General features: G+C 46.1%; 25 protein-coding genes and 3 tRNA genes. 16 read left to right on the forward strand and 12 right to left on the reverse strand.

The features are described 5' to 3' along the window. The first annotated feature begins 12 nt into the window (after positions 1-12). Together HNR75_RS03220 and HNR75_RS03225 are read left to right on the forward strand one after the other, a co-directional pair. Positions 13-747 carry a DsbA family protein gene (locus HNR75_RS03220; RefSeq protein ID WP_188025588.1) on the forward strand — a complete coding sequence of 245 codons (735 nt, stop codon included), beginning with the start codon at positions 13-15 and terminating at the stop codon, positions 745-747. 67 nt (positions 748-814) lie between these two features. Further along, positions 815-1960 (forward strand): JmjC domain-containing protein, encoded by a 1146-nt coding sequence (locus tag HNR75_RS03225; RefSeq protein ID WP_188025589.1) that lies wholly within the window; start codon positions 815-817, stop codon positions 1958-1960. 60 nt (positions 1961-2020) lie between these two features. Here HNR75_RS03225 and HNR75_RS03230 read toward each other — a convergent pair whose 3' ends face one another. Next, positions 2021-2260, reverse strand: a complete 240-nt coding sequence (locus HNR75_RS03230; RefSeq protein WP_188025590.1) for a hypothetical protein — start codon at positions 2258-2260, stop codon at positions 2021-2023. A gap of 462 nt (positions 2261-2722) precedes the next feature. Here HNR75_RS03230 and eat point away from each other — a divergent pair, with 462 nt between their 5' ends. From eat to HNR75_RS03255, 5 genes are all read left to right on the forward strand, one after another. Beyond that, positions 2723-4108 (forward strand): ethanolamine permease, encoded by a 1386-nt coding sequence (gene eat / locus HNR75_RS03235; RefSeq protein ID WP_188025591.1) that lies wholly within the window; start codon positions 2723-2725, stop codon positions 4106-4108. Positions 4109-4118: 10 nt separating this feature from the next. Continuing rightward, a complete protein-coding gene (locus HNR75_RS03240; RefSeq protein WP_188025592.1) occupies positions 4119-5510 on the forward strand; it encodes an ethanolamine ammonia-lyase subunit EutB in 1392 nt (463 codons plus the stop codon). After that, positions 5507-6304 (forward strand): ethanolamine ammonia-lyase subunit EutC, encoded by a 798-nt coding sequence (gene eutC / locus HNR75_RS03245; RefSeq protein ID WP_188025593.1) that lies wholly within the window; start codon positions 5507-5509, stop codon positions 6302-6304. Before HNR75_RS03240 ends, eutC begins: the two co-directional genes overlap by 4 nt. Positions 6305-6502: 198 nt before the next feature. Next, positions 6503-7492, forward strand: a complete 990-nt coding sequence (locus HNR75_RS03250) for a 2-hydroxyacid dehydrogenase (RefSeq protein WP_188025594.1) — start codon at positions 6503-6505, stop codon at positions 7490-7492. 218 nt (positions 7493-7710) lie between these two features. Next, a complete protein-coding gene (locus HNR75_RS03255; protein WP_188025595.1) occupies positions 7711-8280 on the forward strand; it encodes an acetate uptake transporter in 570 nt (189 codons plus the stop codon). Positions 8281-8377: 97 nt separating this feature from the next. Here the strand turns inward: HNR75_RS03255 and HNR75_RS03260 are convergent, their stop codons facing one another. The 3 genes from HNR75_RS03260 to nagZ form a co-directional block, all read right to left on the reverse strand. After that, positions 8378-9691: an NAD(P)/FAD-dependent oxidoreductase gene (locus HNR75_RS03260; RefSeq protein ID WP_188025596.1), complete on the reverse strand. Its 1314-nt coding sequence runs from the start codon at positions 9689-9691 to the stop codon at positions 8378-8380. A 57-nt stretch (positions 9692-9748) separates the two neighbouring features. Beyond that, a complete protein-coding gene (gene ycfP / locus HNR75_RS03265; RefSeq protein WP_188025821.1) occupies positions 9749-10300 on the reverse strand; it encodes an alpha/beta hydrolase YcfP in 552 nt (183 codons plus the stop codon). A gap of 106 nt (positions 10301-10406) precedes the next feature. Further along, a complete protein-coding gene (nagZ, locus tag HNR75_RS03270; protein ID WP_246358718.1) occupies positions 10407-11399 on the reverse strand; it encodes a beta-N-acetylhexosaminidase in 993 nt (330 codons plus the stop codon). Positions 11400-11576: 177 nt separating this feature from the next. Between nagZ and HNR75_RS03275 the strand changes: the two genes are divergently transcribed. After that, positions 11577-12740 (forward strand): chorismate mutase, encoded by a 1164-nt coding sequence (locus HNR75_RS03275; protein ID WP_188025598.1) that lies wholly within the window; start codon positions 11577-11579, stop codon positions 12738-12740. A 53-nt stretch (positions 12741-12793) separates the two neighbouring features. Here HNR75_RS03275 and HNR75_RS03280 read toward each other — a convergent pair whose 3' ends face one another. The 3 genes from HNR75_RS03280 to pepN all read right to left on the reverse strand — a co-directional run bounded on the left by HNR75_RS03280 (position 12794) and on the right by pepN (position 17201). Then, entirely contained in the window at positions 12794-13333 is a 540-nt protein-coding gene (locus HNR75_RS03280; protein ID WP_188025599.1) for a cell division protein ZapC, read from the reverse strand. An 85-nt stretch (positions 13334-13418) separates the two neighbouring features. After that, a complete protein-coding gene (gene pyrD / locus HNR75_RS03285; RefSeq protein WP_188025600.1) occupies positions 13419-14432 on the reverse strand; it encodes a quinone-dependent dihydroorotate dehydrogenase in 1014 nt (337 codons plus the stop codon). Positions 14433-14603: 171 nt separating this feature from the next. Beyond that, the gene (gene pepN, locus HNR75_RS03290; protein ID WP_188025601.1) at positions 14604-17201 is read right to left on the reverse strand and encodes an aminopeptidase N; all 2598 of its coding nucleotides are present in this window, start codon (positions 17199-17201) and stop codon (positions 14604-14606) included. A gap of 202 nt (positions 17202-17403) precedes the next feature. Here pepN and uvrY point away from each other — a divergent pair, with 202 nt between their 5' ends. From uvrY to rrtA, 8 genes are all read left to right on the forward strand, one after another. After that, positions 17404-18051 (forward strand): UvrY/SirA/GacA family response regulator transcription factor, encoded by a 648-nt coding sequence (uvrY, locus tag HNR75_RS03295; protein ID WP_188025602.1) that lies wholly within the window; start codon positions 17404-17406, stop codon positions 18049-18051. 19 nt (positions 18052-18070) lie between these two features. Beyond that, a complete protein-coding gene (gene uvrC, locus HNR75_RS03300) occupies positions 18071-19915 on the forward strand; it encodes an excinuclease ABC subunit UvrC (RefSeq protein ID WP_188025603.1) in 1845 nt (614 codons plus the stop codon). Positions 19916-19936: 21 nt separating this feature from the next. Continuing rightward, positions 19937-20488, forward strand: a complete 552-nt coding sequence (gene pgsA, locus HNR75_RS03305) for a CDP-diacylglycerol--glycerol-3-phosphate 3-phosphatidyltransferase (RefSeq protein ID WP_188025604.1) — start codon at positions 19937-19939, stop codon at positions 20486-20488. A gap of 91 nt (positions 20489-20579) precedes the next feature. Next, positions 20580-20655, forward strand: a tRNA-Gly gene (locus tag HNR75_RS03310). 6 nt (positions 20656-20661) lie between these two features. Then, a tRNA-Cys gene (locus HNR75_RS03315) sits at positions 20662-20735 on the forward strand. A 7-nt stretch (positions 20736-20742) separates the two neighbouring features. Next, positions 20743-20829, forward strand: a tRNA-Leu gene (locus HNR75_RS03320). Positions 20830-21166: 337 nt separating this feature from the next. Beyond that, on the forward strand, positions 21167-21574 hold the full coding sequence (locus tag HNR75_RS03325; protein WP_188025605.1) for an H-NS family histone-like protein: 408 nt from the start codon (positions 21167-21169) through the stop codon (positions 21572-21574). Positions 21575-21579: 5 nt separating this feature from the next. After that, entirely contained in the window at positions 21580-22182 is a 603-nt protein-coding gene (rrtA, locus tag HNR75_RS03330) for a rhombosortase (RefSeq protein WP_188025606.1), read from the forward strand. A 29-nt stretch (positions 22183-22211) separates the two neighbouring features. Here the strand turns inward: rrtA and pyrF are convergent, their stop codons facing one another. The 5 genes from pyrF to rpsA form a co-directional block, all read right to left on the reverse strand. Continuing rightward, entirely contained in the window at positions 22212-22910 is a 699-nt protein-coding gene (gene pyrF, locus HNR75_RS03335) for an orotidine-5'-phosphate decarboxylase (protein WP_188025607.1), read from the reverse strand. Positions 22911-22928: 18 nt separating this feature from the next. After that, entirely contained in the window at positions 22929-24086 is a 1158-nt protein-coding gene (gene lapB / locus HNR75_RS03340; RefSeq protein ID WP_188025608.1) for a lipopolysaccharide assembly protein LapB, read from the reverse strand. Positions 24087-24094: 8 nt separating this feature from the next. Next, complete coding sequence (locus HNR75_RS03345) at positions 24095-24379, reverse strand: LapA family protein (RefSeq protein WP_188025609.1); 285 nt, start codon at positions 24377-24379, stop codon at positions 24095-24097. A gap of 22 nt (positions 24380-24401) precedes the next feature. Further along, complete coding sequence (locus HNR75_RS03350) at positions 24402-24683, reverse strand: integration host factor subunit beta (protein ID WP_188025610.1); 282 nt, start codon at positions 24681-24683, stop codon at positions 24402-24404. Positions 24684-24749: 66 nt separating this feature from the next. Beyond that, the gene (rpsA, locus tag HNR75_RS03355; RefSeq protein ID WP_188025611.1) at positions 24750-26420 is read right to left on the reverse strand and encodes a 30S ribosomal protein S1; all 1671 of its coding nucleotides are present in this window, start codon (positions 26418-26420) and stop codon (positions 24750-24752) included. Positions 26421-26494 lie beyond the last annotated feature (74 nt).

Here is a 26494-nt window from a genome sequence, read left to right on the forward strand (position 1 = left end):
CAAGGATATCAAATGAAATTAAAAACTCTGGCGACCGCCCTGCTGGGCGGTATGCTGACTTTCAGCTCTGTTGCCGCAGAAATGACCAAAACTGAAGTCGAGAAAATCGTGCGTGAATATCTGGTTTCCAATCCAGAGATCCTGATTGAAATGTCTAATGCACTGCGCGTCAAACAGGAAATGCAACAGAATGAAACGGATAAGGCATTGCTGAAAAAGCATAGCGATCAGCTGTTCCGTCAGGCTGACGATCCTGTTACCGGAAATCCGAAAGGCAGCCTGACCATTGTTGAGTTTGTTGACTACAACTGCGGTTATTGCAAACGCTCCGCCCCATTAGTGCAGGAGTTGCTGAAAAAAGATCAGGACATTCGTTATATCTATAAAGAATTTCCTATCCTGAGCGATACCTCTGTTTATGCCTCTAAAGCGGCACTGGCAGTCAACGCTCTGTTCCCGGCAAAATATGCATCATTCCATGATGCATTGATGGCACATAAAGGTCCTTTCAAAACAAACGAAGATATTGCCACTGTTGCCAAAAATCTGGGGCTGGACTGGGATAAAATCGCTGAAAAAGTAAAAGATCCAGCGATTGAACGTAAAATTGCAGCCAACCATGCAATGGCCCAGGCACTGAACATCACTGGTACACCGGCATTCATCGTCGGCGATCAGCTGATGCGCGGCGCACCTCAAACATTGGGAATGCTGGAAGAAAGTGTAAAACAGGCCCGCGCCAAATAACCAACCATATCGTTGATTGAGCGGGGCAAGATGCCCCGCTCTTCCTTTTATCAATCCAGGGTGTTTTGTGAATCAGCTGAATCTTGATCTGGCCGCATTTATGCGGGACTACTGGCAAAAAAAACCGACTGTTTTGCGTGGTGCCTACGCGCCCTTTACTGATCCTGTTACACCGGACGAACTCGCAGGATTGGCGACCGAAGAACAGGTTGAAAGCCGTCTGGTTACTTTCACCGATGGTAAATGGAAAGCCGAACATGGTCCGTTTGACGATTATAGTCAGCTGGGTGAAAGTCACTGGGCCCTGCTGGTTCAGGCAACGGATCACTGGATAAAGCCGGTTGCAGATCTCATCACGCCATTCCGCGGTTTACCTAACTGGCGGATTGATGATGTCATGATCTCCTACTCTGTACCGGGTGGTGGTGTTGGCCCGCATGTCGATCAATATGATGTATTCATCATTCAGGGTGCTGGCAGCCGTCGCTGGCGGGTAGGAGCAAATATACCGACAGAGCAGTTTGTCGAAACGCCCGGTTTGCTGCATGTAGACCAGTTTGAACCGATCATTGATGTGGAACTGCAATCCGGTGATATTCTTTATATTCCTCCGGGATTCCCCCACGACGGTTACGCCATCACCGAAGCAATGAGCTACTCCATCGGGTACCGGGCGCCGAATCAGCAGGATCTCTTCTCATCTTTCGCTGACTTCTTATTGCAGGAAGATGCCGGGCAGGTCCGTTATACCGATTCGGAGCGTGAGCTGACCACTGAACCAGGTCTGGTTACCGCTACCGACGTGTGTGCACTTCGTGATCTGATGCAATCGTTGATGCACGATGAAAAGCTGTTTTCAAAATGGCTGGGAACGTATCTGAGTCAGGCAAAACATGAGCTGAATATTTTGCCTCAGGAATGGGATCTGATCCCGGATGAGCTGATTCCGGCGCTGGAAGCAGAAGATGAGCTATACCGCTTGGGCGGACTACGTTGCCTCTATTTCCCTGCGTTGCCGGATCACTGTTTCGTGAACGGTGAACAACTGCAGATCCCGGAAGGTGGCCAGGAGTTGGCTCATCTGATGTGTAACAGCACCACGCTGACACTCAATGAGTTGCAACCGTATATTGATAACCCGGTACTGGTTGACTGGATCTGTTACTGGTTTAACCAGGGTTACTGGTATCTGGCTTCCGATGCCGAGGAGTAATACCACGCTCCCCGTCGGCATCTGAAAACCGCCACCATACATATTTTCTTTGAACAAATTCTAATTCAGTAAATAACGAACAGCGGTGCGCATATTGGATGCGCGCCCTTTTACACCGCCTAAACAATCGCAGGCAAGAAATTCACTACCTGCCGCATCAATTCTGACTTCGCCTACCCGGCATGGCCAGCCATTCACATCCTGCTGACGAATCATCCATTGCTGTCCGACGCGCTCCTCCGCAAATACTCCCGGATACACTTCATGACCCACATAAAATCCATTAACAAAAACACTCATAGTGCGCTCCTGTTGATTGATGCTTGCTTCATGCACTGCTGTATATATGAACAAAACAGCGTATGGAAATAATCTACTGTATTTATATACAGTATAGCAAGTTTATTTTCTCAACTTTGTATTTAGTTGTGAGTGCACCAAACAAAAGCAATTCATGTATCTCATGGTCAACCCGCGCATGCTTTTGTTTTAATTTGTTCGGATAAAAACCAGTTTTGCAGGATAAAAGCACAAAAAAGGACGACCGCCTTATGATGTGTGCTTGTTATTCCCCTCGCATCTGCGATTTTATGGTGCACCAGTGATCCAAAAAGATCGGGTGAATACATCTCTTCAGACTTCACGCTAAAACACTAACTAACTGATTTTATTTAAATAAATAATAAAAATAATGAGTTGGCATGTCCTTTGTAATACGTATGTGTCGTGATAAAGATCACATAACAATACAGAGGAACTATCATGCAAAAGGACAATGCAGCACCGGGATTGAAACGGACACTCGGTAAATTTCATCTATGGGGTATCGCAGTTGGTCTGGTTATCTCCGGTGAATACTTTGGCTGGAGTTATGGCTGGGCTCAGGCCGGCACATTAGGATTTATGGTTACCGCACTGCTGATCGCTGCGATGTATACCGCGTTCATTTTCAGTTTCACCGAATTAACCACCTCCATTCCTCATGCAGGCGGCCCGTTTGCCTATGCTTATCGCGCCTTTGGTCCGGTCGGTGGTTATATCGCCGGTTTTGCAACGCTGGTCGAATTCGTGTTTGCACCGCCAGCCATTGCCATGGCGATTGGCGCCTACCTGAATGTACAGTTTCCGGCTCTGGATCCTAAACTGATCGCCGTCGGTGCTTATCTGGTATTCATGGCACTGAATATGGTGGGTGTCAGTATCGCAGCCACTTTCGAGTTATGTGTCACCATTCTGGCTATTGTTGAATTGCTGGTGTTTATGGGCGTTGTGTCGCCGGGTTTCTCAATCACCAACTTCGTTGCCAATGGCTGGGCCGGCAGCAATGAATTCTCGGCCACTGCTGTTTCCGGTATCTTCGCTGCGATTCCGTTCGCGATCTGGTTCTTCCTGGCGATTGAAGGTGCCGCAATGGCAGCCGAAGAAGCCAAAGATCCCAAGAAAACCATACCGGTTGCCTTTATTGCCGGCATTCTGACCTTGGTTATTCTGGCTATCGGCGTGATGATTTTTGCTGGTGGCGCTGGTGACTGGAGCAAACTGGCTAATATCAACGACCCTCTGCCTCAGGCGATGAAAATGATTGTGGGTGATTCCAGTGGCTGGTTACATATGCTGGTATGGCTGGGTCTGTTTGGTCTGATTGCCTCCTTCCACGGCATCATCATGGGTTATTCCCGTCAGATCTTTGCACTTGCCCGTGCCGGCTTCCTGCCTAAATCACTGTCAGCTGTTAATAGCCGTTTCCAGACACCGCACCGGGCTATTCTGGCGGGTGGTATCGTGGGTATCGCTGCCATTTTCTCGGACAATCTGATCGTTATCGGTGGCCTGCCACTAACCGCAAATATCGTGACCATGTCTGTGTTCGGCGCTATCGTGATGTACATTATCTCGATGGCAGCCCTGTTTAAACTGCGTCGTACTGAGCCAAATCTGGAACGTCCGTTTTCCGCCCCACTCTATCCATTTGCGCCTGCCCTGGCACTTGGCCTGGCAGGGTTGTGCCTCGTTGCCATGATTTATTACAACACACTGTTGTCCTTGATCTTTGCAGGTCTGTTTGTTGCCGGTTTCATTTATTTCAAAGCCACTCACAGCAATGAAGAGATGCAGGAAGGTAATGAATTGCTACAAGCGCAGGGTTAGAGGAATCAGTATGTACCGTACGACCATAGGTCAGCGCACTTATCAGTTCCCTGATTTGAAAAGCCTGATGGCCAAAGCCAGCCCTGCCCGTTCGGGGGATTATCTGGCGGGGGTGGCGGCAGCTACTGCTGAAGAGCGCATGGCGGCAAAGATCTGTCTGGCAGATCTGCCTTTGAAAACATTTTTAAATAACGTTCTTATCCCCTATGAAGAAGATGAGATTACCCGTCTGATTGTTGATGAGCATGATGTGCAGGCATTCTCGCTGATCAACCACCTGACTGTCGGCGATTTCCGCGACTGGTTACTCAGTGAACAGGCCGACACCATTACGTTGTCCCGCCTGGCTCCTGGGCTGACACCGGAAATGGTTGCTGCAGTCAGTAAATTAATGCGCAATCAGGATTTGATCCTGGTTGCGAAGAAATGTCAGGTCATCACAAAATTCAGAAATACCATCGGATTACCGGGTCGCTTGAGTGTGCGTCTGCAACCCAATCATCCGACGGATGCCTTACCAGGTATTGCGGCAGCCATGCTGGATGGTTTGTTATATGGCAGTGGTGATGCTGTGGTGGGAATTAATCCGGCAACGGACAGTCTGCCGGGGCTGGCGAAACTGAACCACATGCTGGATGAAGTCATTCACCGGTTTGAAATTCCGACGCAGTCCTGTGTGCTGACACATGTCACGAATACCATTGAACTGATTAACCGGGGCGTTCCTGTCGACCTGGTTTTCCAGTCTATCGCCGGAACAGAAAAGGCCAATGCCGGTTTCGGTGTGAATTTGGCCATTCTGGCCGAAGCCGAAGCCGCAGCGCAGAGTCTGCAACGTGGCACGATTGGCAATAATGTCATGTATTTTGAAACTGGCCAGGGCAGCTGTCTTTCAGCAAATGCGCACGCCGGTATAGATCAACAGACCTGTGAGGCCCGAGCCTATGCCGTCGCCCGCAAATTCAAACCGTTGCTAACCAATACGGTAGTGGGCTTTATCGGGCCCGAATATCTCTATGATGGTAAACAAATCATTCGCGCCGGACTGGAAGATCACTTCTGTGGAAAATTACTGGGGGTTCCTCTTGGCTGTGACGTCTGCTACACCAACCATGCCGAGGCCGATCAGGATGACATGGACACATTACTGACCCTGCTGGCCGCAGCCGGGCTCACGTTCCTGATCGGTGTTCCGGGTGCCGATGACATCATGCTGAACTATCAGAGCACCTCCTTTCATGATGCGCTCTATATCCGGGAATTACTGGGCCTTAAACGTGCTCCGGAATTTGACGAATGGCTGGAAAAAATGCGGCTGATCGACACGCAGGGCCATCTGCTGGATCCATCGAAACAACATCCGTTACTGACACAATTACCTTGTTTGGGGAGTGCAGCATGAGCCACACTTTAATTCATCAGAACCCATGGGATGAACTGCGTCAGTTCACCGCCGCCCGCATCGCACTTGGGCGTACCGGAAACAGCTTGCCGACAAAAGAACTGCTGAAATTTGGTCTTGCGCATGCTCAGGCCCGGGATGCCGTCCATCTGCCATTCGCCGCAGAAACATTAGCCGAAGAATTACATCAGCAGGGATTCACCACGCTACAGGCACACAGTGCCGCACCTGATCGGGAAACCTACCTGCGCCGCCCCGACCTGGGACGTCAGCTGGCAACAGAATCCCGTGAATGGTTGCAGCACCAGGCTGAACCGGTTGATTTAATCATTGTGGTTGGTGATGGTCTGTCATCGACGGCCATCCATCGCAATACGGTTCCTTTTTTACTGGAATTACGACCCCGACTGGAAGCGCTGGGCATTAAAACAGGTCCTGTTGTTTTAACCCGGCAAGCCCGTGTGGCGGTGGGTGACGATATTGGCGAACACTTAAAAGCAAAGGCCGTCGCGGTTCTGATCGGTGAACGGCCAGGCCTCTCCTCCCCGGACAGCCTCGGGATTTATCTGACCTGGTCGCCTAAAGTCGGTTTACTGGACTCGGAACGGAATTGTATTTCGAACATCAGACCGGAAGGTCTCAATTACCCGGAAGCGGCCCATAAACTCAGCTGGCTGCTGAATGAAGCGTTTCGTCGCCATATCAGCGGCATAAATCTGAAAGATGAGAGCGATGACGCACCGGATATTCTCTTGCAACAAAAAACATCAACTACACTGAATATAGTGTCCTAATTCGTCCACCCTTCCTGTTGTTTGTTGTGAATCCTCGTTGTCCGATGTTTTTTTAAGGAGCCCAAGGCTCCTTTCTTTTTGTTATTTCAGATCAAAATGACCGTTTTTGGCATATTTTTTTGATATGCATCATAATATATTGACGATACCGCAAATAATGATGTAATTTTACTACATCTTTTAGGTGGAGACGTACCTATGAAAATCGCATTATTCAGTGCCAAAGCATACGACCGTGATTATTTTGAACAGGCTAACCAGCAGTTCGATTATGAACTGGACTATTTCGACGTCAGGTTAGATCAAAAAACGTCCCGGCTGGCACATGGTTATCCTGTTGTCTGTGCTTTCGTTAACGATGATCTGTCACGCCCGGTTCTGACGGATCTGGTCAACAACGGCACCCGTCTGTTAGCAATGCGTTGCGCCGGTTACAACAACGTCGATCTGGCCGCAGCCAAAGAGCTGGGACTGACTGTAGTCCGCGTTCCTGCCTACTCGCCAGAAGCCGTTGCGGAACATAGTGTGGGCCTGATGATGACGCTGAACCGCCGCATCCATAAAGCTTATCAGCGCACCCGCGACGCCAACTTCGCACTGGATGGTCTGGTTGGTTTCAATATGTTTGGCAAAACAGCCGGCATTATCGGTACGGGTAAAATCGGTATCGCAACCTTAAGAATTCTAAAAGGTTTTGGTATGCGTTTATTAGTAAACGATCCATTCCAGAATCAGGCAGCCGTTGAACTGGGCGCCGAGTATGTGGATCTGGACACCTTGTTCCGTGAGTCCGATGTCATCAGCCTGCACTGCCCGCTCTTTAAAGAAAACTATCATCTGCTGAATGCCGAATCTTTCGCAAAAATGAAAAAAGGCGTGATGATTATCAACACCAGTCGCGGCGCCTTGCTGAATGCACAGGATGCTATTGAAGCACTGAAACAAGGCAAGATTGGTGCACTCGGTCTGGACGTTTATGAAGAAGAAAGCGAATTGTTCTTTGAGGATAAATCGAACGAAGTCATCACCGATGACACCTTCCGCCGGTTATCCGCATGCCATAACGTCCTGTTTACCGGACATCAGGCATTCCTGACACGCGAAGCACTGTTATCTATTGCCGGTACAACACTGAATAATGCCAAAGCCTCTGCGGCAAACGAAAAAAGCGGCAACGAAGTGGAGTAATTTTACAACATTTTAACATTTGCCATAGGGAAGCATTTGCTTCCCTTTTGTTTTGGCCGAGTCTGTATATTTACTACATAAAAACTTCTTTGATCTAACTCTCAAATTCACTTGCACATGACGGATCAGCCCTCTAGAATCGCGCGGATTTTTACATAAATCTAACGTTCATCAGGACGATGAACCCTTTGTGTGAGTTATTAACCGGAGAACTTCTCGTGAGCGAAAAATTGGCAAATCCAGCACCATTAGGTCTGATGGGTTTTGGTATGACCACTGTGCTGCTGAACATCCATAATGCAGGCTTCTTCCCTATCAGCGCTATGATTCTGGCAATGGGTCTGGCATATGGCGGTATGGCGCAAGTGATTGCTGGTATCCTGGAATACAAAAAAGGTAATACTTTTGGTGTGACAGCATTTACCTCTTACGGTTTCTTCTGGATCAGCCTGGTATTCCTGATCCTGATGCCAAAATGGGGCTGGGCTGACGCGGCTGACGAGTTCGCAATGGGCTGCTACCTGCTGATGTGGGGTATTTTCACCCTGTTCATGTTCTTCGGTACGCTGAAAGCACCGAAAGCACTGCAAGTGGTTTTCGGTTCACTGGTCATCCTGTTCTTCCTGCTGGCTGCCAAAGACTTTACTGGTAGCGCAGCGTTAGGTACTTTCGCTGGCTTTGAAGGTATCTTCTGTGGCGCTTCCGCTATCTACCTGGCGATGGCTGAAGTGCTGAATGAAAAATTCGGCCGCACTGTTCTGCCTATCGGCGAAGCTCAGGCTCATTAAGATCGAATCAAAAACGTCGCCACCTCGCGGTGTTTTTAACATCTCAGGTAAATAAAAAGCCGGCTGAAAATGCCGGCTTTTTTGTTACTGTAACGGATTAATGCAGTTTCAAGCGTGGACGCAAAATACGGTTCAGCTGACCAACCAGCATGATCAAGCCGGTTTTTACATAACCATATAGCGCGACCTGATGCATACGATACAGCGAAATATACATCATGCGGGCAATGCGACCTTCAATCATCATTGAGCCACGCATCAGGTTACCCATCAGACTACCTACGGTAGAGAAGTTACTCAGAGAAACCAGAGAACCGTAATCAACGTACTGATAAGGTTTCAGCTCGCTACCACTCATCTGGGCCAGAATATTCTTCATGCACTGAGTAGCCATCTGGTGCGCCGATTGGGCCCGTGGCGGAACCAGTTTACCGTCTTCCATCGCACAAGCGGCACAATCGCCGATTGCATAAATACGGTCGTCCAGTGTTGTCTGCAGCGTACCTTTCACAACCAGCTGGTTAGCACGGTTCGTTTCCAGACCACCGATTTCTTTCATGAAATCAGGCGCTTTAACACCAGCAGCCCATACCATCAGGTCCGCTTCGATCAGCTCGCCATCTTTCGTCATCAGGCCTTTGTCAGTGGCTTCACTAACAAAAGTTGCAGTGCGGATATCAACACCCAGCTCGCTCAGCTCATGGTGAGCTGCAGCCGAAATACGTTCCGGCAGTGCAGGCAGAATACGTGGACCCGCTTCAACAACAGTGACATTCAGGCTGCGACGGGACAGATTTTTATAACCATATGCTGTCAGCTCTTCTACTGCATTATACAGTTCAGCTGAAAGTTCGATCCCGGTAGCACCAGCGCCAACGATGGCAATTTTAATATTACCTTCCTGAGGAATATCGGTGTTGCTGGTAGTACGTGAACCCGCAAAACGCAGGAATTTGTCCATCAGGATATTATGGAAGCGGAACGCCTGATCCGGACTATCCAGGAAGATACAGTTGTCACGAACCCCCGGTGTATTGAAATCGTTTGATACCGAGCCCAGCGCGATAACCAGATAATCGTATTCAATCTCACGCTCACCCAGAACCTCTTCATTTTTTTCACCATGGATAGGTGCTAAAACGATACGTTTCTCTTCGCGTTTGATATTGGTTAATGTGCCCAGCTGGAATTCAAATGCATTGTGACGAGCCTGAGATTGATAGCTCAGCGCATCAACCCCCGCATCCAGCGAACCGGCAGCAACTTCGTGCAGTAAAGGTTTCCATAAATGAGTCCGGTTACGATCAACCAGCGTGATCTGTGCTTTGCCCTTTCTACCTAACTTGCGCCCCAGACGTGTGGCCAATTCCAGACCACCTGCTCCACCACCAACAATGACAATTTTGGTCATACCAGAAACACCTTTTTTCATAACTTATGTTAAGGATGCGTTAAACGTCCTCAAAAATCACTTGCTTAAGTCCGCATCTTTGAATGCTTTGATTCGTTGCAAGTGAGCTGACAGATCCTTGAATTTATGGGTTTGTTTCTCATCCCATATTATGTCGTAATAATCTTTCAATGCATCTGCAATACATCTATTATCCATGACTTCATCGTTAACAGAAAGAATACAAATACACTTTCCTGCATTTTTTTTACGGAATTCAGTTACACATTTCAATGCGATATCCGCATACTCTTCCGGTCGTTCGATCCGGCCCTGCATGTTTTCTTCAGGGAACAGGTTGGGATTAATCAACACTTGCCGGATTCCGCATAAAAAACCAATGCGTTCACTCCAGTATCCCCCCAGACCCACACCACAAATCAGCGGCGCCGGATCATCCGATGTCGTGATATGACGATGAACTTCTTTCAATAAATCACTCATATCCTGACGAGGATGGATAGTGCTGTAACTCACCAGACGGACATCGGGATCGATGAAGCGGAGTTGCATTATTTTCTCAAAATTACCAGGGCTGGTAGCGTCAAAACCGTGCAGGTAAATAATCATGATGGATCCCTCAATCAACAACCTTGTCTCAGATCCACCATAGCAGGTCTTGAGCGCTGCAGTCAGTTTCAAGCCTCGAAAGGCTGCTTAAGATCAAAATATGACGTTAATTAACAAACTCTTCGGTGAAAATACGAACCCGGTTCTGAGTATTTTTCCAGCGAGAAGAAGAAGTCAGACGGGACCAGTCACCACTGTTCGTGCTTAGCAGTGAGTCCGCACGGCTTGCTGGTGGATTTTTCAGACCATCAAGAATCGCCACTGCACCGGCTCTGTTATTGCAGGCCAGCAACATATCACAACCGGCATTCAGCGCAGCCAGTGCCCGTTCAGGATAACCACCGGCTACTGCAGCCCCTTCCATCGTTAAATCATCACTAAAAATGACGCCGTTAAAACCATATTTTCCCCGTAATATCTCCTGTAACCAGAAACGGGAAAATCCAGCCGGCTGATCATCCAGCTCGGTGTAAATAACATGAGCAGGCATAATCGCATCCAGCTTGCCGGATGGGATCAGGCATTTGAACGGTTGCAGATCGCTGGCTTCAATTTCTTCCCATGAACGGTTATCACGGGGGCTTTCAAGGTGAGAATCGGCTCTGACGCTGCCATGTCCTGGAAAATGTTTACCTGTCGCCTTCATTCCGGCCTGATGCATACCGTCAATAAAAGCGGATGCCAGCTGGATTACCTGGTCCGGGTCACTGCTGAAACTGCGATCGCCAATGACATTGCTACCCCGTTCCAGATCCAGCACCGGCGCAAAACTTAAATCAATATCATGCGCTAATAATTCGGCAGCCATAAGCCAGCCGCACTCCGTTGCCAGATCAGCCGCCTGATTACCGGCTTTATGCAGTAGCCCCATCGGCGGAATTCGAGAAAAGCCATCCCGAAAACGCTGAACCCGGCCACCTTCATGATCCACGCCGATCAGTAACGGTTTCGCCGCAGCCTGCCGGATTGATTTTACCAATGCGGATAATTGTGATCGGTCATGGTAATTGCGGGCAAATAAAATCACGCCGCCGACGGTCGGATGTTTCAGTATCTCACGTTCTTCAGCGTCCAGTTCACAACCCTGAACATCTAACATCAAAGGACCCATTGCATTCCCGCTTACTAATTAAGAAATGATTTATTGTGACTATTCTATATATACGCGGACAGGAAGTGTTACCATTTGCTGCATCAGAATGATTTACATCTAATGATGTTTTCTTTAGTTTTCATGTGCGTAATGATTATTGAATTTATACAGGGAGAGTAAGCCATGGCTACACTGGATGAGATCCGCCAGTCCATTAATGAGATTGACACCCAGTTGCTCACTCTTTTTGCTAAGCGCCGCGCTATCAGCATTGAAGTAGCAAAAAACAAATTATTGAGCCAGCGTCCAATCCGCGACCAGCACAGAGAGCAGGAACTCCTCGCCTATCTGAGCCAGGTTGGTCGTCCAATGGGGCTTTCTGCCCATTTTATTCAGCGAATTTTTCAGCTGATTATTGAAGATTCGGTATTAACGCAGCAGGATTTTATTCAGCAACAAATAAATCCTGAAGTTCCGAAAAGTAATAATAGTGTGGCTTATTTAGGTCCGTTAGGTTCCTATTCCAGCCTCGCTGCCCGTAAATTCCTGGGACGTGAAGTTTCAGATATCAAGGAAGTAGGCTGCAGCAGTTTTAACCAGGTTTTCCAGGAAGTAGAAAGCGGCAACTGCCGTTATGGTGTCCTGCCAATCGAAAACATGACTTCCGGTTCAATTAATGAAGTATATGACCTGATGCAGCAGACCAGTTTATCGATTGTTGCGGAATTGACCTACCCTATCGATCACTGCCTGCTAACCGCTGTTGAAACAGATATTAACGATATTGAAGTTATTTACGGGCACCCTCAACCCATAACACAATCATCGCATTATCTTGAAAAGCATCCCCATATCCGGAAAGTATTTTGTGACTCCTCTTCAGCTGCAATGCTGAAAGTAAAAGAGTTGGCATCACCCAATGCGGCCGCTATCGGTAGTGCGGAAGGTGGCGAAATTTACGGTTTAATCAAATTAGCCAGCGGATTAGCCAACCAGCCTGATAACTGCACCAGATTCTGGGTTGTAGCCCGGGAGCCGGTTCAGGTTTCCCCATTAGTGCCTGCAAAGACCACCTTTATTATGTCGACAACCCAAAAAACCGGTTCTTTAGTCGAGGCACTGCTGATTCTGCGTAATCACAATATCAATATGACTAAACTGGAATCCCGTCCTATACCGGGAAATCCATGGGAAGAAATGTTCTATGTCGATGTGGCTGCCAATCTTGAGAATGAGGAAATGCAGGCAGCGATCAATGAACTGAAATCTGCTATCCGATATATCAAGATTCTCGGTTGTTATCCTAGCGAAGATGTACATCCTGTCACCAGCCCAACGGCTGAATAATAAAAAAGCCCGGAAATATTCCGGGCTTTTTGTTTTCGTTCGGATACTTTAAATCAAGCCATTTTTGAAAGATATTGGACTGCAGCCTGATAAGGTAAGAGTTTATTGTTCATCATTTTGCAAATTGCCGACTGTCTGAGATTCTTTTCTTCATCCAGCTGAATAGCATGACTGATTACAATACAAAGTGATGCATTGCTACCCGGAGATATCACCATCACATCCCCGTAGGTGTAATCTGTTACAACAGAAAAAACCTCTCCCAGTTCCGGTTCTTCGGACACCATATCAACGTCCTGATAGTACCAGCTATGACTGATCAACGGCTTTGTATATCTTACAGCAGCAATCGCATTCAAAACGATCTGCACTTTTTCCGGGTCTGTAAAAGGAAATTCCCCCAGACACTCCAGGAAATGATAATAGAGTGAAGAATCATCCAGCGAAAAAGCTTCGGCGAATGCAGTTTTTTGTGCCAGCTGTTTTGGGGGGATAGCAACAGCAAACTGCATGTCATCTGTCAAATCCAACAAAAGAGTTTGACGCTGCTCATCATATAACCAGCGCCAATTTTCATCAGGAAGTAATATCATCCGGCTGCTCTCTTTTTCCCATTTTTTTTATTTATAAAGCAAACCGGAACGATTTTCAAACTGACAATGATAATTTGTGTAAATATCAGATGTTATTTACGATATTTTTTACCAAATCAGGGCCGTGATAAATAAAACCTGAATAAATCTGCACCAGCTTAGCACCCGCCTGCATTTTTTCTCGCGCAGCAATCGCCGAATCAATACCACCTACTCCAATAATCGGGATTTGCCCTTTCAGGTGCTCATGGAGAGCCCGAATGATTTCAGTGCTCTTGTTCTGTAACGGACGGCCACTCAAACCACCAGTTTCAGCGGCATGCGGCATGTCATGGATCAGTTCACGATCCAGGGTTGTATTCGTCGCAATTACCCCATCAATACCGTAGCGTAATAATGAATCAGCAACCTGTTTCAATTCTTCCGGAGATAAATCCGGCGCAATTTTCACTGCCAGAGGAACATATTTATTATGCTTCGCAGCCAGCTCTTTCTGACGTTCTTTCAGCGCTTTCAATAAATCATCCAATGCTTCGCCGTATTGTAACTGACGCAGGTTAGGCGTATTAGGTGATGAAATATTAACCGCAATATATCCGGCATAGGCATAAACCTTATCCATGCAGATCAGATAATCGTCTTTGCCATTTTCAATCGGCGTATCTTTGTTCTTGCCGATATTAATACCAAGAATTCCTTTGTAATGGCTCTTTTTGACATTCTCGATCAGATTGTCTACGCCTTTATTATTGAACCCCATCCGGTTAATGATTCCCTGCGCCGGGATAACTCGGAAGATCCGGGGCTTATCATTTCCCGGTTGTGGACGCGGAGTAACCGTGCCAACTTCAATAAAACCAAAGCCCATAGCACCAAATGCATCAATGGCATCACCGTCTTTGTCTAAACCGGCAGCCAGACCGACCGGGTTATCAAATTTAAGCCCCATAACCTCAACCGGACGAGAAGGCAGCTTGTTGCGAAAGAACAGCTCAAAAGGCGTTCCACCCATCCATGCCAACTGATGAATACTCAATTCATGAGCAACTTCAGGATCTAGTTTAAACAGGAAATGACGGGCTAACGGATAATAAAACATCAAGGTCCTCTCTCGAATGCGGTGGTGTTCAGACAAATTTTTTCCGCGCTATTTTAGCCCGAAAAGCAAACCGGCGCACCCTTATGCATTCCCGATACACTGGAATAAATAGAAGAAATCAGAACAAACGTGTTAACAGGCGTGATTATTCACGCCTGTGTTATTTTCTTGTTACTGAGCCAATGCCTTAGACACTTTTTCAAACAAATCGCGGGATAAATCCGGGCGGGCCGATAAACGTTTCAGCTCTTGTTTCATCAAAGATTGACGGGTCGGATCAAACCGTTTGAATTGAAGTAAAGGTGTAATTAAACGTGATGCTACCTGAGGGTTACTATGATTTAGTTCGTCCAGCATTTCCCGCAGGAAGGTATATCCGGAACCATCAATGGCATGGAAACGGTATGGATTCGCTGCACTGAATGTTCCAATCAAGGCCCGCAAGCGGTTCGGATTCTGCATACTGAATGAAGGATGCTTCAGCAGTGATTTCACCACATCCAGACAATCAGCCGCCGGCGATGTGGCTTGTAAACGGAACCAGTTATCCATGACCAGTCCATCATGTTGCCATTTAGCTTCAAAAGCGTGCATCATCTCCTGCAGAACAGGTAATTGTCCTTGTTTTGCGGCTTGCATGGCAGCCAGAACGTCGGTCATGTTATCTGCAGAATGGAAATGTGCAGAGACAATCTGCTGATCCGCCTCATTACCATTTAATGCAATATACGCCAGGCAAACGGAAACCAGATCCCGTTTAGCAATATCCGTCTGTGTCAGCTGATATTGTATGGTCTTGTTTTGCTGATATACCTCAACAAAAACATCATGCAGCTGAGTCGCAATTGACTGCTCAATAAAACATCTGACCTCATGAATAGCATCAACATCTATTTCGTCAAATAACTCAGCCATACTGGTTTCAGACGGAATTCGCATCATCTCTGCGATCAGCGATTTGTCCAAAGTCTGATCACGCAGGATCTCGGCAAAGACATCAACTAATGCTGCCGGCAGCTCTGGTTTCTGCAGGTTACGTACGCGCTCCACATTCATGCGGATATATTTATTCAATAATGTCTGAGCAGCATCCCAGCGGGTGAACGCACTTCTGGAGTGTTGCATTAACACCAGAAGATCCTGATCAGCGTAGTCAAATTCCAGTTTCACCGGCGCTGAAAAATCCTGCAGTAACGCCACCACCGGTTTTTCTGTCATGCCGTTAAATTCAATTGATTGCTGATCCTGACAGATATTAATCACCTGATCATATTGATCACCAAGATAACCACCCTTCTGATCATACAAAGCAAGACTCAGTGGGATATGCAGAACAGACTTCTCTTTTTGATCAGCTGTTGGTGGGGTATGTTGCTTAACGTGCAGAATATATTTCTGGTTAGCAGCATCAAATTCATCTGTAACATTCAGTACGGGCGTACCTGATTGTGCATACCACTGCCGGAACCGGGTCAGATCAATACCCGACGCATCCTGCATTGCCTGCACAAAATCATCACAGGTGACGGCCTGCCCATCATGACGGGAAACATACAACCGCATCCCTGCCTGGAATCGTTCTTCACCCAGAATGGTATGTAACATCCGGATCACTTCCGATCCCTTCTCATACACTGTCAGGGTATAAAAGTTATTCATTTCCATGACGACATCCGGACGAATCGGATGTGACATCGGACCAGCATCTTCCGCAAATTGAGGACCGCGAATAATTTTGACATTCCGGATGCGGTTAATCGCTCTGGAACCCAAATCAGAGGAAAACTCCTGATCCCGAAATACCGTCAATCCCTCTTTCAGACTAAGCTGAAACCAGTCGCGACAAGTAATCCGGTTACCTGTCCAATTATGGAAGTATTCATGACCGATCACTCTTTCAATATCAAAGTAGTCGGTGTCAGTTGCAGATTCAGAGTTTGCGAGAACAAATTTGGCATTAAAAATATTCAGCCCTTTGTTTTCCATCGCGCCCATGTTGAAAAAATCAACCGCCACGATCATGTAAATATCCAGGTCGTATTCAAGTCCGAACCGTTGTTCATCCCAGGCCATGGATTTTTTCAGGCTGCTCATCGCATGATAACTACGGTTCAGGTTTCCCTTATCGACAAACAGTTCTAACTGTACAGTACGGCCGCTCTTCGTGGTGAACGTGTCTTTCAGGACATCAAAATCACCCGCGACCAGCGCAAAAAGGTAACAAGGTTTCGGGAAAGGATCGCGCCACTGAACCCAATGGGTTCCATCCGTATTATCACCTGCCGCTATACGGTTACCATTCGAAAGTAAAATGGGATAAGCCGCTTTATCCGCTGTTATTCTGGTAGTAAACCGTGCCAATACATCCGGACGATCCAGATAATAAGTAATTCGTCTGAAGCCTTCCGCTTCACATTGTGTGCAGAATGCATTTCCTGATTTATACAACCCTTCCAGCGCGCTATTGGCAGCCGGATTAATTTGGGTTTCAATCTTAAGCTCAAAGGAATCAGGAACATTATCGATGCATAACTGATTATTTTCGATTCGGTAGCTGACCGCGTTTTTATCCACTAAAACAGAAATCAGAGTTAACTCTTCGCCATCAAGAACTAGGGAATTCTTATGATCACCCTGCCGTTTGACCAGACTCGTCGCAGTAACCTGAGTACAGGTTTCATTCAGTGATATATCAAGATCAATCTGTTCAATCACAAAATCGGGTGTTTTATAAGCTAAACGATATTTTTCTTTCGCTATGCCAGTCATAGCGCACCTCCGGCAGAAATCGATTTCATGTCATGAAATCATTATTTACTTCAATAGCAAAGCAATTCCTCTTCACTTTTTTAATTTCAGCCAGCATACTGAAGACGGCAGGAAGCATGTTTTATATACATATGTAGGTGTGTAACCGGTGTTTACTATAATTTGTTAAACATCCTTCTTAGTCATAAGCGGAGCAACTCGATTGATTAGTGTATTTCTGGTGGATGATCATGAGCTGGTACGCACAGGTATTCGCCGCATACTGGAAGATGTTCGTGGTCTTCGGGTAGTCGGAGAAGCTGTAAGTGGCGAACAGGCAGTCCAGTGGTTCAGAGAAAACCAGGCCGATGTCATCCTCATGGATATGAACATGCCTGGTATCGGTGGACTGGAAGCAACAAAAAAAATACTTCGTTTTAAACCTGATATCAAAATCATAGTATTAACTGTTCATACTGAAACACCGTTCCCGTTGAAAGTAATGCAGGCCGGTGCTGCAGGCTATCTGACCAAATGTTCTGCACCGGACGAAATGATCCACGCTATTCGTGCAGTTAATTCAGGTCAGCGCTACATCTCCCCTGAGATTGCTCAGCAAATCGCATTGAGCCAGGTTTGTACTCCGGTAACGGATAATCCCTTTAAAGCGTTGTCTGATCGTGAAATGCAAATCACCATGATGATCACCAAGGGTGATAAAGTTCAAGATATTGCAGAAAGCCTTAATCTAAGTCCGAAAACAGTCAACAGCTACCGGTACCGTCTTTTTGAGAAATTGAATATCAACGGTGATGTTGAGTTGACAAGAATGGCTATCCGTTACGGTATTTTGGACGCAGAAACGTTATAGAGCATCCAAAGGATCGGCATTGAACGCGACGACTTCATCCGGATTTGATTATCAGCGATTTCTCAAGGTAGTAACTGAACAGCCCGGCGTTTATCGAATGACCGATAGCGCAGGCTGTATCATTTATGTCGGGAAAGCCAAGAATCTTAAGAAGCGATTATCCTCCTATTTCCGGACTAATGTTGATAGTGCAAAAACCCGTGCACTGGTCAGCAATATTGCTGATATTCAAGTCACTGTCACCCTGACGGAAACAGAAGCGCTAATACTTGAACATAATCTGATCAAGCAACACCGACCTAAATACAATATTTTATTGCGCGATGATAAATCCTATCCCTATATATTTTTATCATCACATCAGCACCCCCGCCTCAGCCTGCATCGCGGTGTCAGAAAGCAGAAAGGCGAATATTTCGGGCCCTACCCCAGTGGTTATGCGGTTAAAGAAAGCCTGCATGTCATACAAAAGATCTTTCCGATACGCCAATGCGAAGACTCGGTTTATGCCAACCGTTCCCGCCCTTGTCTGCTTTATCAACTGAAGCGTTGCAGCGGGCCGTGTGTTACCGGATTAATCAGTGATGAGCAGTATATGGAGCAGGTTAATCTGGTTCGGATGTTTTTACAGGGGAAAAACCAGCAGGTTATTGCTCTGCTGGTTAGCAAAATGGAAAAAGCCAGCAGTGCGTTACGTTTCGAAGAAGCGGCCAGCCTGCGGGATCAGATCCAGAATCTGCGTAAAATTCAGGAACAGCAATCTGTCAGCGGCAATATATTTGATGATCTGGATATTATAGGTACAGCCATCAAAAATGGTATTGCCAGTGTGCATGTACTTTTTATACGGCAAGGAAAGGTGCTTGGCAGCAGAAATTATTTCCCATCACTACCTGCAGATAGTGATGTTTCTGAGTTGCTATATGCATTCATTCAACAATTTTATCTTTCTGACGTATCCGGACGGCAACTGCCAAAAGAGATCATCCTTGATCATAAAATGGAGGACGAAGATGATCTTTCTGAAATGCTCAGTCAGATTGCCGGACTTAAAATAAGGATTACCAGCAGGACGCGCAGCGAGCGCGCCCGCTATTGTCAACTAGCCACAACCAACGCTGAAGCCGCACTGAATAGTAAACTTGCACATAAAACAACGATTGAGCAACGATTCCGGCAGTTACAGGAAATACTCCGATTCAGCACCCCCATCAAACGAATGGAATGCTTTGATATCTCGCATACCCAGGGTGAAGCCACGGTTGCGTCTTGTGTCGTATTCGACCGGGAAGGCCCCAGAACCAGTGAATATCGCCTGTATAATATTGAGGATATCACTCCGGGGGATGACTATGCCGCAATGAAACAGGCGTTATTCCGCAGGTTTAATAAACAGCAAGATGCGGAGAAAATTCCCGATATCTTGTTTATTGATGGTGGTTTAGGGCAACTAAAACAGGCTGAATCAGTACTATCCGGCTTGTCTCATCAACTGCAGAAACAGCCATTTCTTATCGGTATCGCTAAAGGTGAATCCAGAAAGCCAGGATTAGAAACCCTGATTTTCGGAAATACCCATGAAGAAACTCATTTGCCAGCCGATATGCCAGCTCTGCACCTGATACAGCATATCCGCGATGAGTCACATCGCTTCGCCATTACCGGGCATCGACACCGCAGAAATAAAAAGCGGACCGAAAGTCTTCTGGAAACAGTCCCGGGTATCGGTGCCAAGCGTCGGCAGGCTTTATTAAAATATTTGGGAGGTATACAGGAAATAATTCGTGCTACGCCCGACGAATTAGCAAAAGTTCCGGGTATAAGCCCTGCCTTAGCACAGGTCATTTATGATACCTTACATTAAAAATCGTCTGGATCGTTGATCATGCTGAATATTCCTAATCTTTTGACACTGTTTCGTCTCGCTCTGATTCCTGTTTTTGTTGTGGTTTTCTACTTCCCTGTTGCGTGGAGTTACTTTGCAGCCGCAATTTTCTTTGTGCTGGCAGCCATTACCGACTGGTTCGATGGCTATTTGGCCAGACGTTTGAATCAAAGCACAGCCTTCGGCGCCTTCCTTGATCCGGTTGCGGATAAAGTGATGGTCGCTACAGCGCTTGTTCTTATTGTTGAACATTACAGCTCCGTATTTATCACTATTCCTGCTGTTATTATGATTGGTCGTGAAATTCTGATCTCGGCACTACGGGAATGGATGGCCGAACTGGGAAAACGGGCATCGGTTGCCGTTGGTCTGGCTGGTAAATGGAAAACCACTATACAGATGGTTTCTCTGACTGGGTTGATCTGGCAATACAACATCTGGATGATCTGGTTGTCTTATGCTTTGCTGTATGTTGCTGTTATTTTGACCTTTTATTCAATGATGCAGTATCTTAAAGCAGCAAAACCTGAGTTACTTAATACAACCAAATAAGGTTTTGCATAAAAAAGCGTCGAACGAACGCATGAATATGAAATGATGTTGACTCTGCGTCAGATATATATAGAATTCAACAACATTGAAAGCGGGAATAGCTCAGTTGGTAGAGCATAACCTTGCCAAGGTTAGGGTCGCGAGTTCGAGTCTCGTTTCCCGCTCCAAAATAAGGCGCGTTAACAAAGCGGTTATGTAGCGGATTGCAAATCCGTCTAGCCCGGTTCGACTCCGGGACGCGCCTCCAAATATGTGCCGCCGTGGTGAAATTGGTAGACACAAGGGATTTAAAATCCCTCGCTGGTTACAGCGTGCCGGTTCGACTCCGGCCGGCGGCACCATCACACTGAAGTCAATCTGACTCTTTTGCACCCTTATTCCACACAACCAATTTCTTGATATTTTTTTATTTTTCGTGTCATTCCTCACCTTTTGTGCCCGTTATAACCCTCTAGTGTAGTGCTTTAGTTTTTTTCAATTAGTCGCCCCTTGTTCTCTAAGCAATATATGACTTATACCTAAAAATGACATATGACGGCTTGAGACACGGACTAAATCAGCACTAATTAAAGTCATTTTTAGTTCTTATTTAAAAAATAATCATCTCTTTGATTGACTATTTTATTTATCATTTATAAATTATAAATGTAACCCAATTATTTCTATAAGGTCATTTCCATGTCTGATTTTCTGAGAGTGTTTTTAAATGTTCGCAGTCTGCGAGCTGTTACCCGCGAATTGACTTTGGAACAGCTAAATGAAGGTTTTGAAAAGTTAGCAGCGATTGTTGAAGAACGTCGTGAATCTGAAGAAAGTATGCGTAAACAACAGGAAGAACGTACTCGTAAAATTTCAGAGTATAAAGAATTACTGCGCGCTGAAGGTATCGACATTGCTGAATTACTGCAAGGTCAACCAGAAGCTGAAAAAACCAGTAAACGCGCTCCTCGTCCTGCTAAATATCGTTATACTGATGCTGATGGTCAGGAACAAACCTGGACTGGTCAGGGCCGTCAGCCTGTACCAATTCGTGAAGCCATCGCACAAGGTAAATCACTGGATGATTTCCTGATCGAAAGACAATAATAATTGTGGCCGCACATAATTCCATAACCAGTTATGTGCGGCATGTCTTTCTCCGCTCCAATATTATTTTCTTCCTGCTCGCTTCCCTTTTTCTGTTTATACTGCAATTCATTCAGACATTTATCACAAACCTGGCTTTTGAGCGGACGCTGATCGAACACCAGGAGTACTGGCGATTAGTAACAGGTGGACTGGTGCATGCCAATACGCCCCACCTAATACTCAATCTCATCGGCTTGTTTTTACTGTTAACTCTATACGAGAACCAGATAGCATTGCGGGTATGGTCTGTAATAAGCCTATTACAGGTGTTTTGCGTCAATCTGGCAATATATCTGATGTTACCCTCAACAGAATTCTATCTGGGCTTCTCAGGCGCGTTACATGGGTTATACAGCTGGTATTCAGTCACCGAATGGCGGCGGAGACATTCCTGGTTTCCTGTATGTGTGCTTTTGATTCTATTTATTAAACTTGGTGTAGACGCCATATCTGCAAACAGCATCAGTACCCAGATAATAGGCATGAACGTTCACTGGCAGTCTCATTGGATTGGATCGATAACAGGTATAGTTCTGGCTTTGCTCTATAAAAGAAAAGCCGCATAAATGCGGCTCTTAGGCTTTATCTGTTAATCTCAAACTAAAGACTGGTTTATTGCACGTAAAACATCGCGTGGAGATGCTGCCTGTGTCACAGGACGACCAATAACCAGATAATCCGCACCCGCTCTAATGGCATCTACCGGGGTCATCACACGGCTCTGGTCATCGACTTTAGCAGACACATCCAACCGGATACCCGGGGTAATCAATTTAAAATCACTGCCCAGTTTTGATTTCAGTACAGAGGCTTCCTGCGCTGAACAAACCACACCATCCAGACCAGCTTGCTGTGTCAATGTGGCCAGACGTAATACCTGTTCGAAAGGTGGGATATCAAGCCCTATATCAGCCAGGTCGCTCTGTTCCATACTGGTTAACACAGTAACAGCGATCAGCATTGGTGCTTTATCGCCATAAGGTAATAACGCACTACGAGCGGCTTCCATCATTTTCCGGCCACCTGATGCATGAACGTTCACCATCCAAACGCCCATCTCAGCACTCGCTTTAACAGCTTTAGCCACTGTTGTCGGGATATCGTGAAATTTCAAATCCAGAAATACATCGAATCCTTTCTTGACCAGCAATTCAACAAACTGTGGACCATAATAAGTGAACATCTCTTTGCCGATTTTTAAGCGACAATCTGAAGGCGTAACCTGATCAACAAAAGATAAAGCTTCTTCTTTTTTTGCAAAATCAAGCGCAACGATAACTTTAGGTTCTGTCATATTTCCTGCCGATATTAATTAGTCACCATCCAGACCTTGGATCGGTGAAATACTTCCCCACTGCTTACATGATGGACAATGCCAAAATATGACCTTGCTGGAAAAACCACAATGTGCACAACGGTAGATTGGCTTAATAGCCATTTGCTTCTCAACTAACGAGCGTAATAAAGCAATGCTCTCTGTCGCTTTATCATCATGCATAGCCTCTAATTGATACGTCATTAAGCGATGAAATCCCTTCATTGTCGGATTCCTTTTGATATGACGTAATATAAATGCTTCTGCATCACGAATGCCCTGCCGAGCCTGAATGGTCTCAGCTAATGCAAGCGCAACAGTAGTATTCTGTGTTTTCTCAAGCCATCGGATTAATATCGATGTAAAACTATTCTCATCCATATGAGGCTTGCATTGTAGTAATAGCTTCCATGCCTCACTGGCAAATGCCGGAGATAAATCAGGAATTTGATCAATATGTTTAATCGCCAGCTCGTACTGTTGGTGTTTTATATATAGTTGAGACAGCAACATCTGAGCCCGAACACATTGAGGATCTGCCTTTAATGCTCTTTTTAATCTGGAAGCTATTATTTTGAAATCTGCCAGGGAGAAATCAATTTCTGCCAGTTGGCAGTAATAATGCGCAACAATTCTGTGATGATTTTTACTGGATAGCTTTTCCGCTATATCAATAGCTTTCTGCCATTCATTCAGTTGCTCATAAATTTGCAGCAACATCTTTCTGGCATCATCCGCCAATTCATCATCATCTAATAATTTAATAAGCACACTTTCTGCTCTATCTAACAAGCCAGCAGCAACAAAATCTCGAGCTAATTCAAGCATCGAGAGATTTTGTTGTTCTGTAGAATCAAGACAGCGGGCAACCAGATTCTGATGAATTCGAATAGCGCGATCGACCTCACCTCTCTGACGGAATAAATTCCCCAGCGCGAGATGAGTATCAATGGTGTCTGTATCAACCTGTAATAAATCTATAAATAGATCTACAGCTTTGTCTGGCTGTTCAGAGAGCAGGAAGTTAATACCTGCAGCGTAACTTCTTGAACGCTGAGAGGTTTTACGATCTTCATCAATACGGACACTTCGTCTTCCCATGTACCAGCCATAAGCCACTGCCACTGGCAAAAGCAGGAAGAGTAACTCCAGCATTAATTCTATTATTCCTTAACTGGTGTATTGATCTGAGAAGATAGCCGAGCGATATGATTCTGTAATTTGCGTAATTTTAATCTGGTGACAATATAGCTGAATCCCAGCGCACATAACGCAACTAGGAATCCTGAAAAGAAAGCACCGACAAGCAGAGCCGCAAGACTGAAATCATCTTGAGCAATCAGAAAATTAATATGAATTTGTTGACCGTTAACCGAACCCAAAGTCACCAAGAACATGGCTAACGACAAAACAGCCATGAAATACAATATGGATTTCAAAAATTTCATGTCAACACCAAACAGAGTTGAATTACAAAGAGTTTACGCGTTCTCTTAACTCTTTGCCGGGTTTGAAATGGGGGACGCTCTTGGCCAGAAGTTCCACTTTCTCCCCTGTTTTAGGGTTGCGACCAACTCTTGGCGCTCTGTAGTGAAGGGAAAAACTACCAAAACCGCGAATTTCGATACGGTTTCCGCTTTCAAGGGTGCCAGCCATGCACTCGAGGATTTCCCGAACTGCAGCCTCAACATCCTTAGCGGCAAGATGTTGCTGACTAGAAGAAAGACGTTCAATGAGATCAGATTTCGTCATAAGTATTCTCCCCAGCATGAGATCAAATTAAATGGAGCGGCTTTCACCGCTCCATTTTAAGAGCGATTATTCGCCTTTAGCAGCTTTGAAAGCTTCAGCCATTGCATTACCGAAACCAGCTTCTTCTTGCTGATTCAGAGAATCCATAGCTGTTTTTTCTTCAGCTTCGTCTTTAGCACGAACTGACAGGCTCACTGTACGGTTTTTACGGTCAACGCCCATGAATTTGGCTTCAACTTCATCACCAACAGACAGAACCAGAGATGCGTCTTCTACACGATCACGCGATGCATCAGCAGCACGGATGTAGCCTTCAACACCTTCTTCCAGCTCAATGGTAGCGCCTTTGCTGTCAACGGCAGTTACCTTACCTTTAACGATAGCACCTTTTTTGTTATCTGACAGGTACTTGTTGAACGGATCTTCTTCGATCTGTTTAACACCCAGAGAGATACGCTCACGCTCTGGATCTACCTGCAGCACAACTGCTTCGATTTCGTCGCCTTTCTTGAACTCACGAACAGCGTCTTCGCCAGTTACGTTCCAGGAGATGTCAGACAGGTGAACCAGACCATCGATACCACCGTCCAGACCAATGAAGATACCGAAATCAGTGATAGATTTGATCTTACCGCTTACGCGATCGCCTTTCGCATGAGTTTCTGCGAATTGCTGCCATGGGTTAGCTTTGCACTGCTTCAGACCCAGGGAGATACGGCGACGTTCTTCGTCGATGTCCAGAACCATAACTTCAACAGTGTCACCCACGTTAACAACTTTAGATGGGTGAATGTTTTTGTTAGTCCAGTCCATTTCAGAAACGTGAACCAGACCTTCAACGCCTTCTTCGATTTCTACGAAGCAGCCGTAATCAGTCAGGTTAGTCACACGACCAGTCAGACGTGCACCTTCTGGGTAACGTTTAGCGATAGCTACCCACGGATCTTCGCCAAGCTGTTTCAGGCCCAGAGACACACGAGTGCGCTCACGGTCGAATTTCAGAACTTTAACGGTGATTTCATCACCAACGTTCACGATTTCGGATGGGTGTTTAACACGTTTCCATGCCATGTCAGTGATGTGCAGCAGACCGTCAACACCACCCAGATCTACGAATGCACCGTAGTCAGTCAGGTTCTTAACGATACCTTTAACTTCATGGCCTTCTTGCAGAGTAGACAGCAGGCTGTCACGCTCAGAAGAGTTTTCAGTTTCGATAACAGCACGACGAGAAACAACAACGTTGTTGCGTTTCTGATCCAGCTTGATAACTTTGAACTCAAGCTCTTTGCCTTCCAGGTGAGCAGTGTCACGTACTGGACGCACGTCAACCAGAGAGCCTGGCAGGAATGCACGGATACCGTTCAGTTCTACGGTGAAACCGCCTTTCACTTTGCCATTGATCAGACCAACAACAGTAGCCTGTTCTTCGTATGCTTTTTCCAGCTGCAACCATGCTTCGTGACGTTTAGCTTTCTCACGAGACAGCAGAGTCTCACCGAAACCGTCTTCTACAGAGTCCAGAGCTACGTCAACTACGTCACCCAGTGCAATTTCCAGCTCGCCCAGTGCATTTTTGAACTGTTCAGCAGGGATTGCAGATTCTGATTTCAGACCAGCGTCAACCAGTACGATGCCGTTTTCGATGGCAACTACAGTACCTTTAACGATGGCACCAGGACGGGTTTCCAGTTGTTTCAGAGACTCTTCAAAGAGTTGAGCAAAAGATTCAGTCATGTTTAAAAACACTTAAAAGTTAATAACGTCCACAGGGCAATCCGGCCGCTATGGGGTTGTGGTTATTTAGCCAT

This window comes from Tolumonas osonensis, from assembly GCF_014202415.1.
Taxonomy (GTDB): Bacteria; Pseudomonadota; Gammaproteobacteria; order Enterobacterales; family Aeromonadaceae; genus Tolumonas; species Tolumonas osonensis.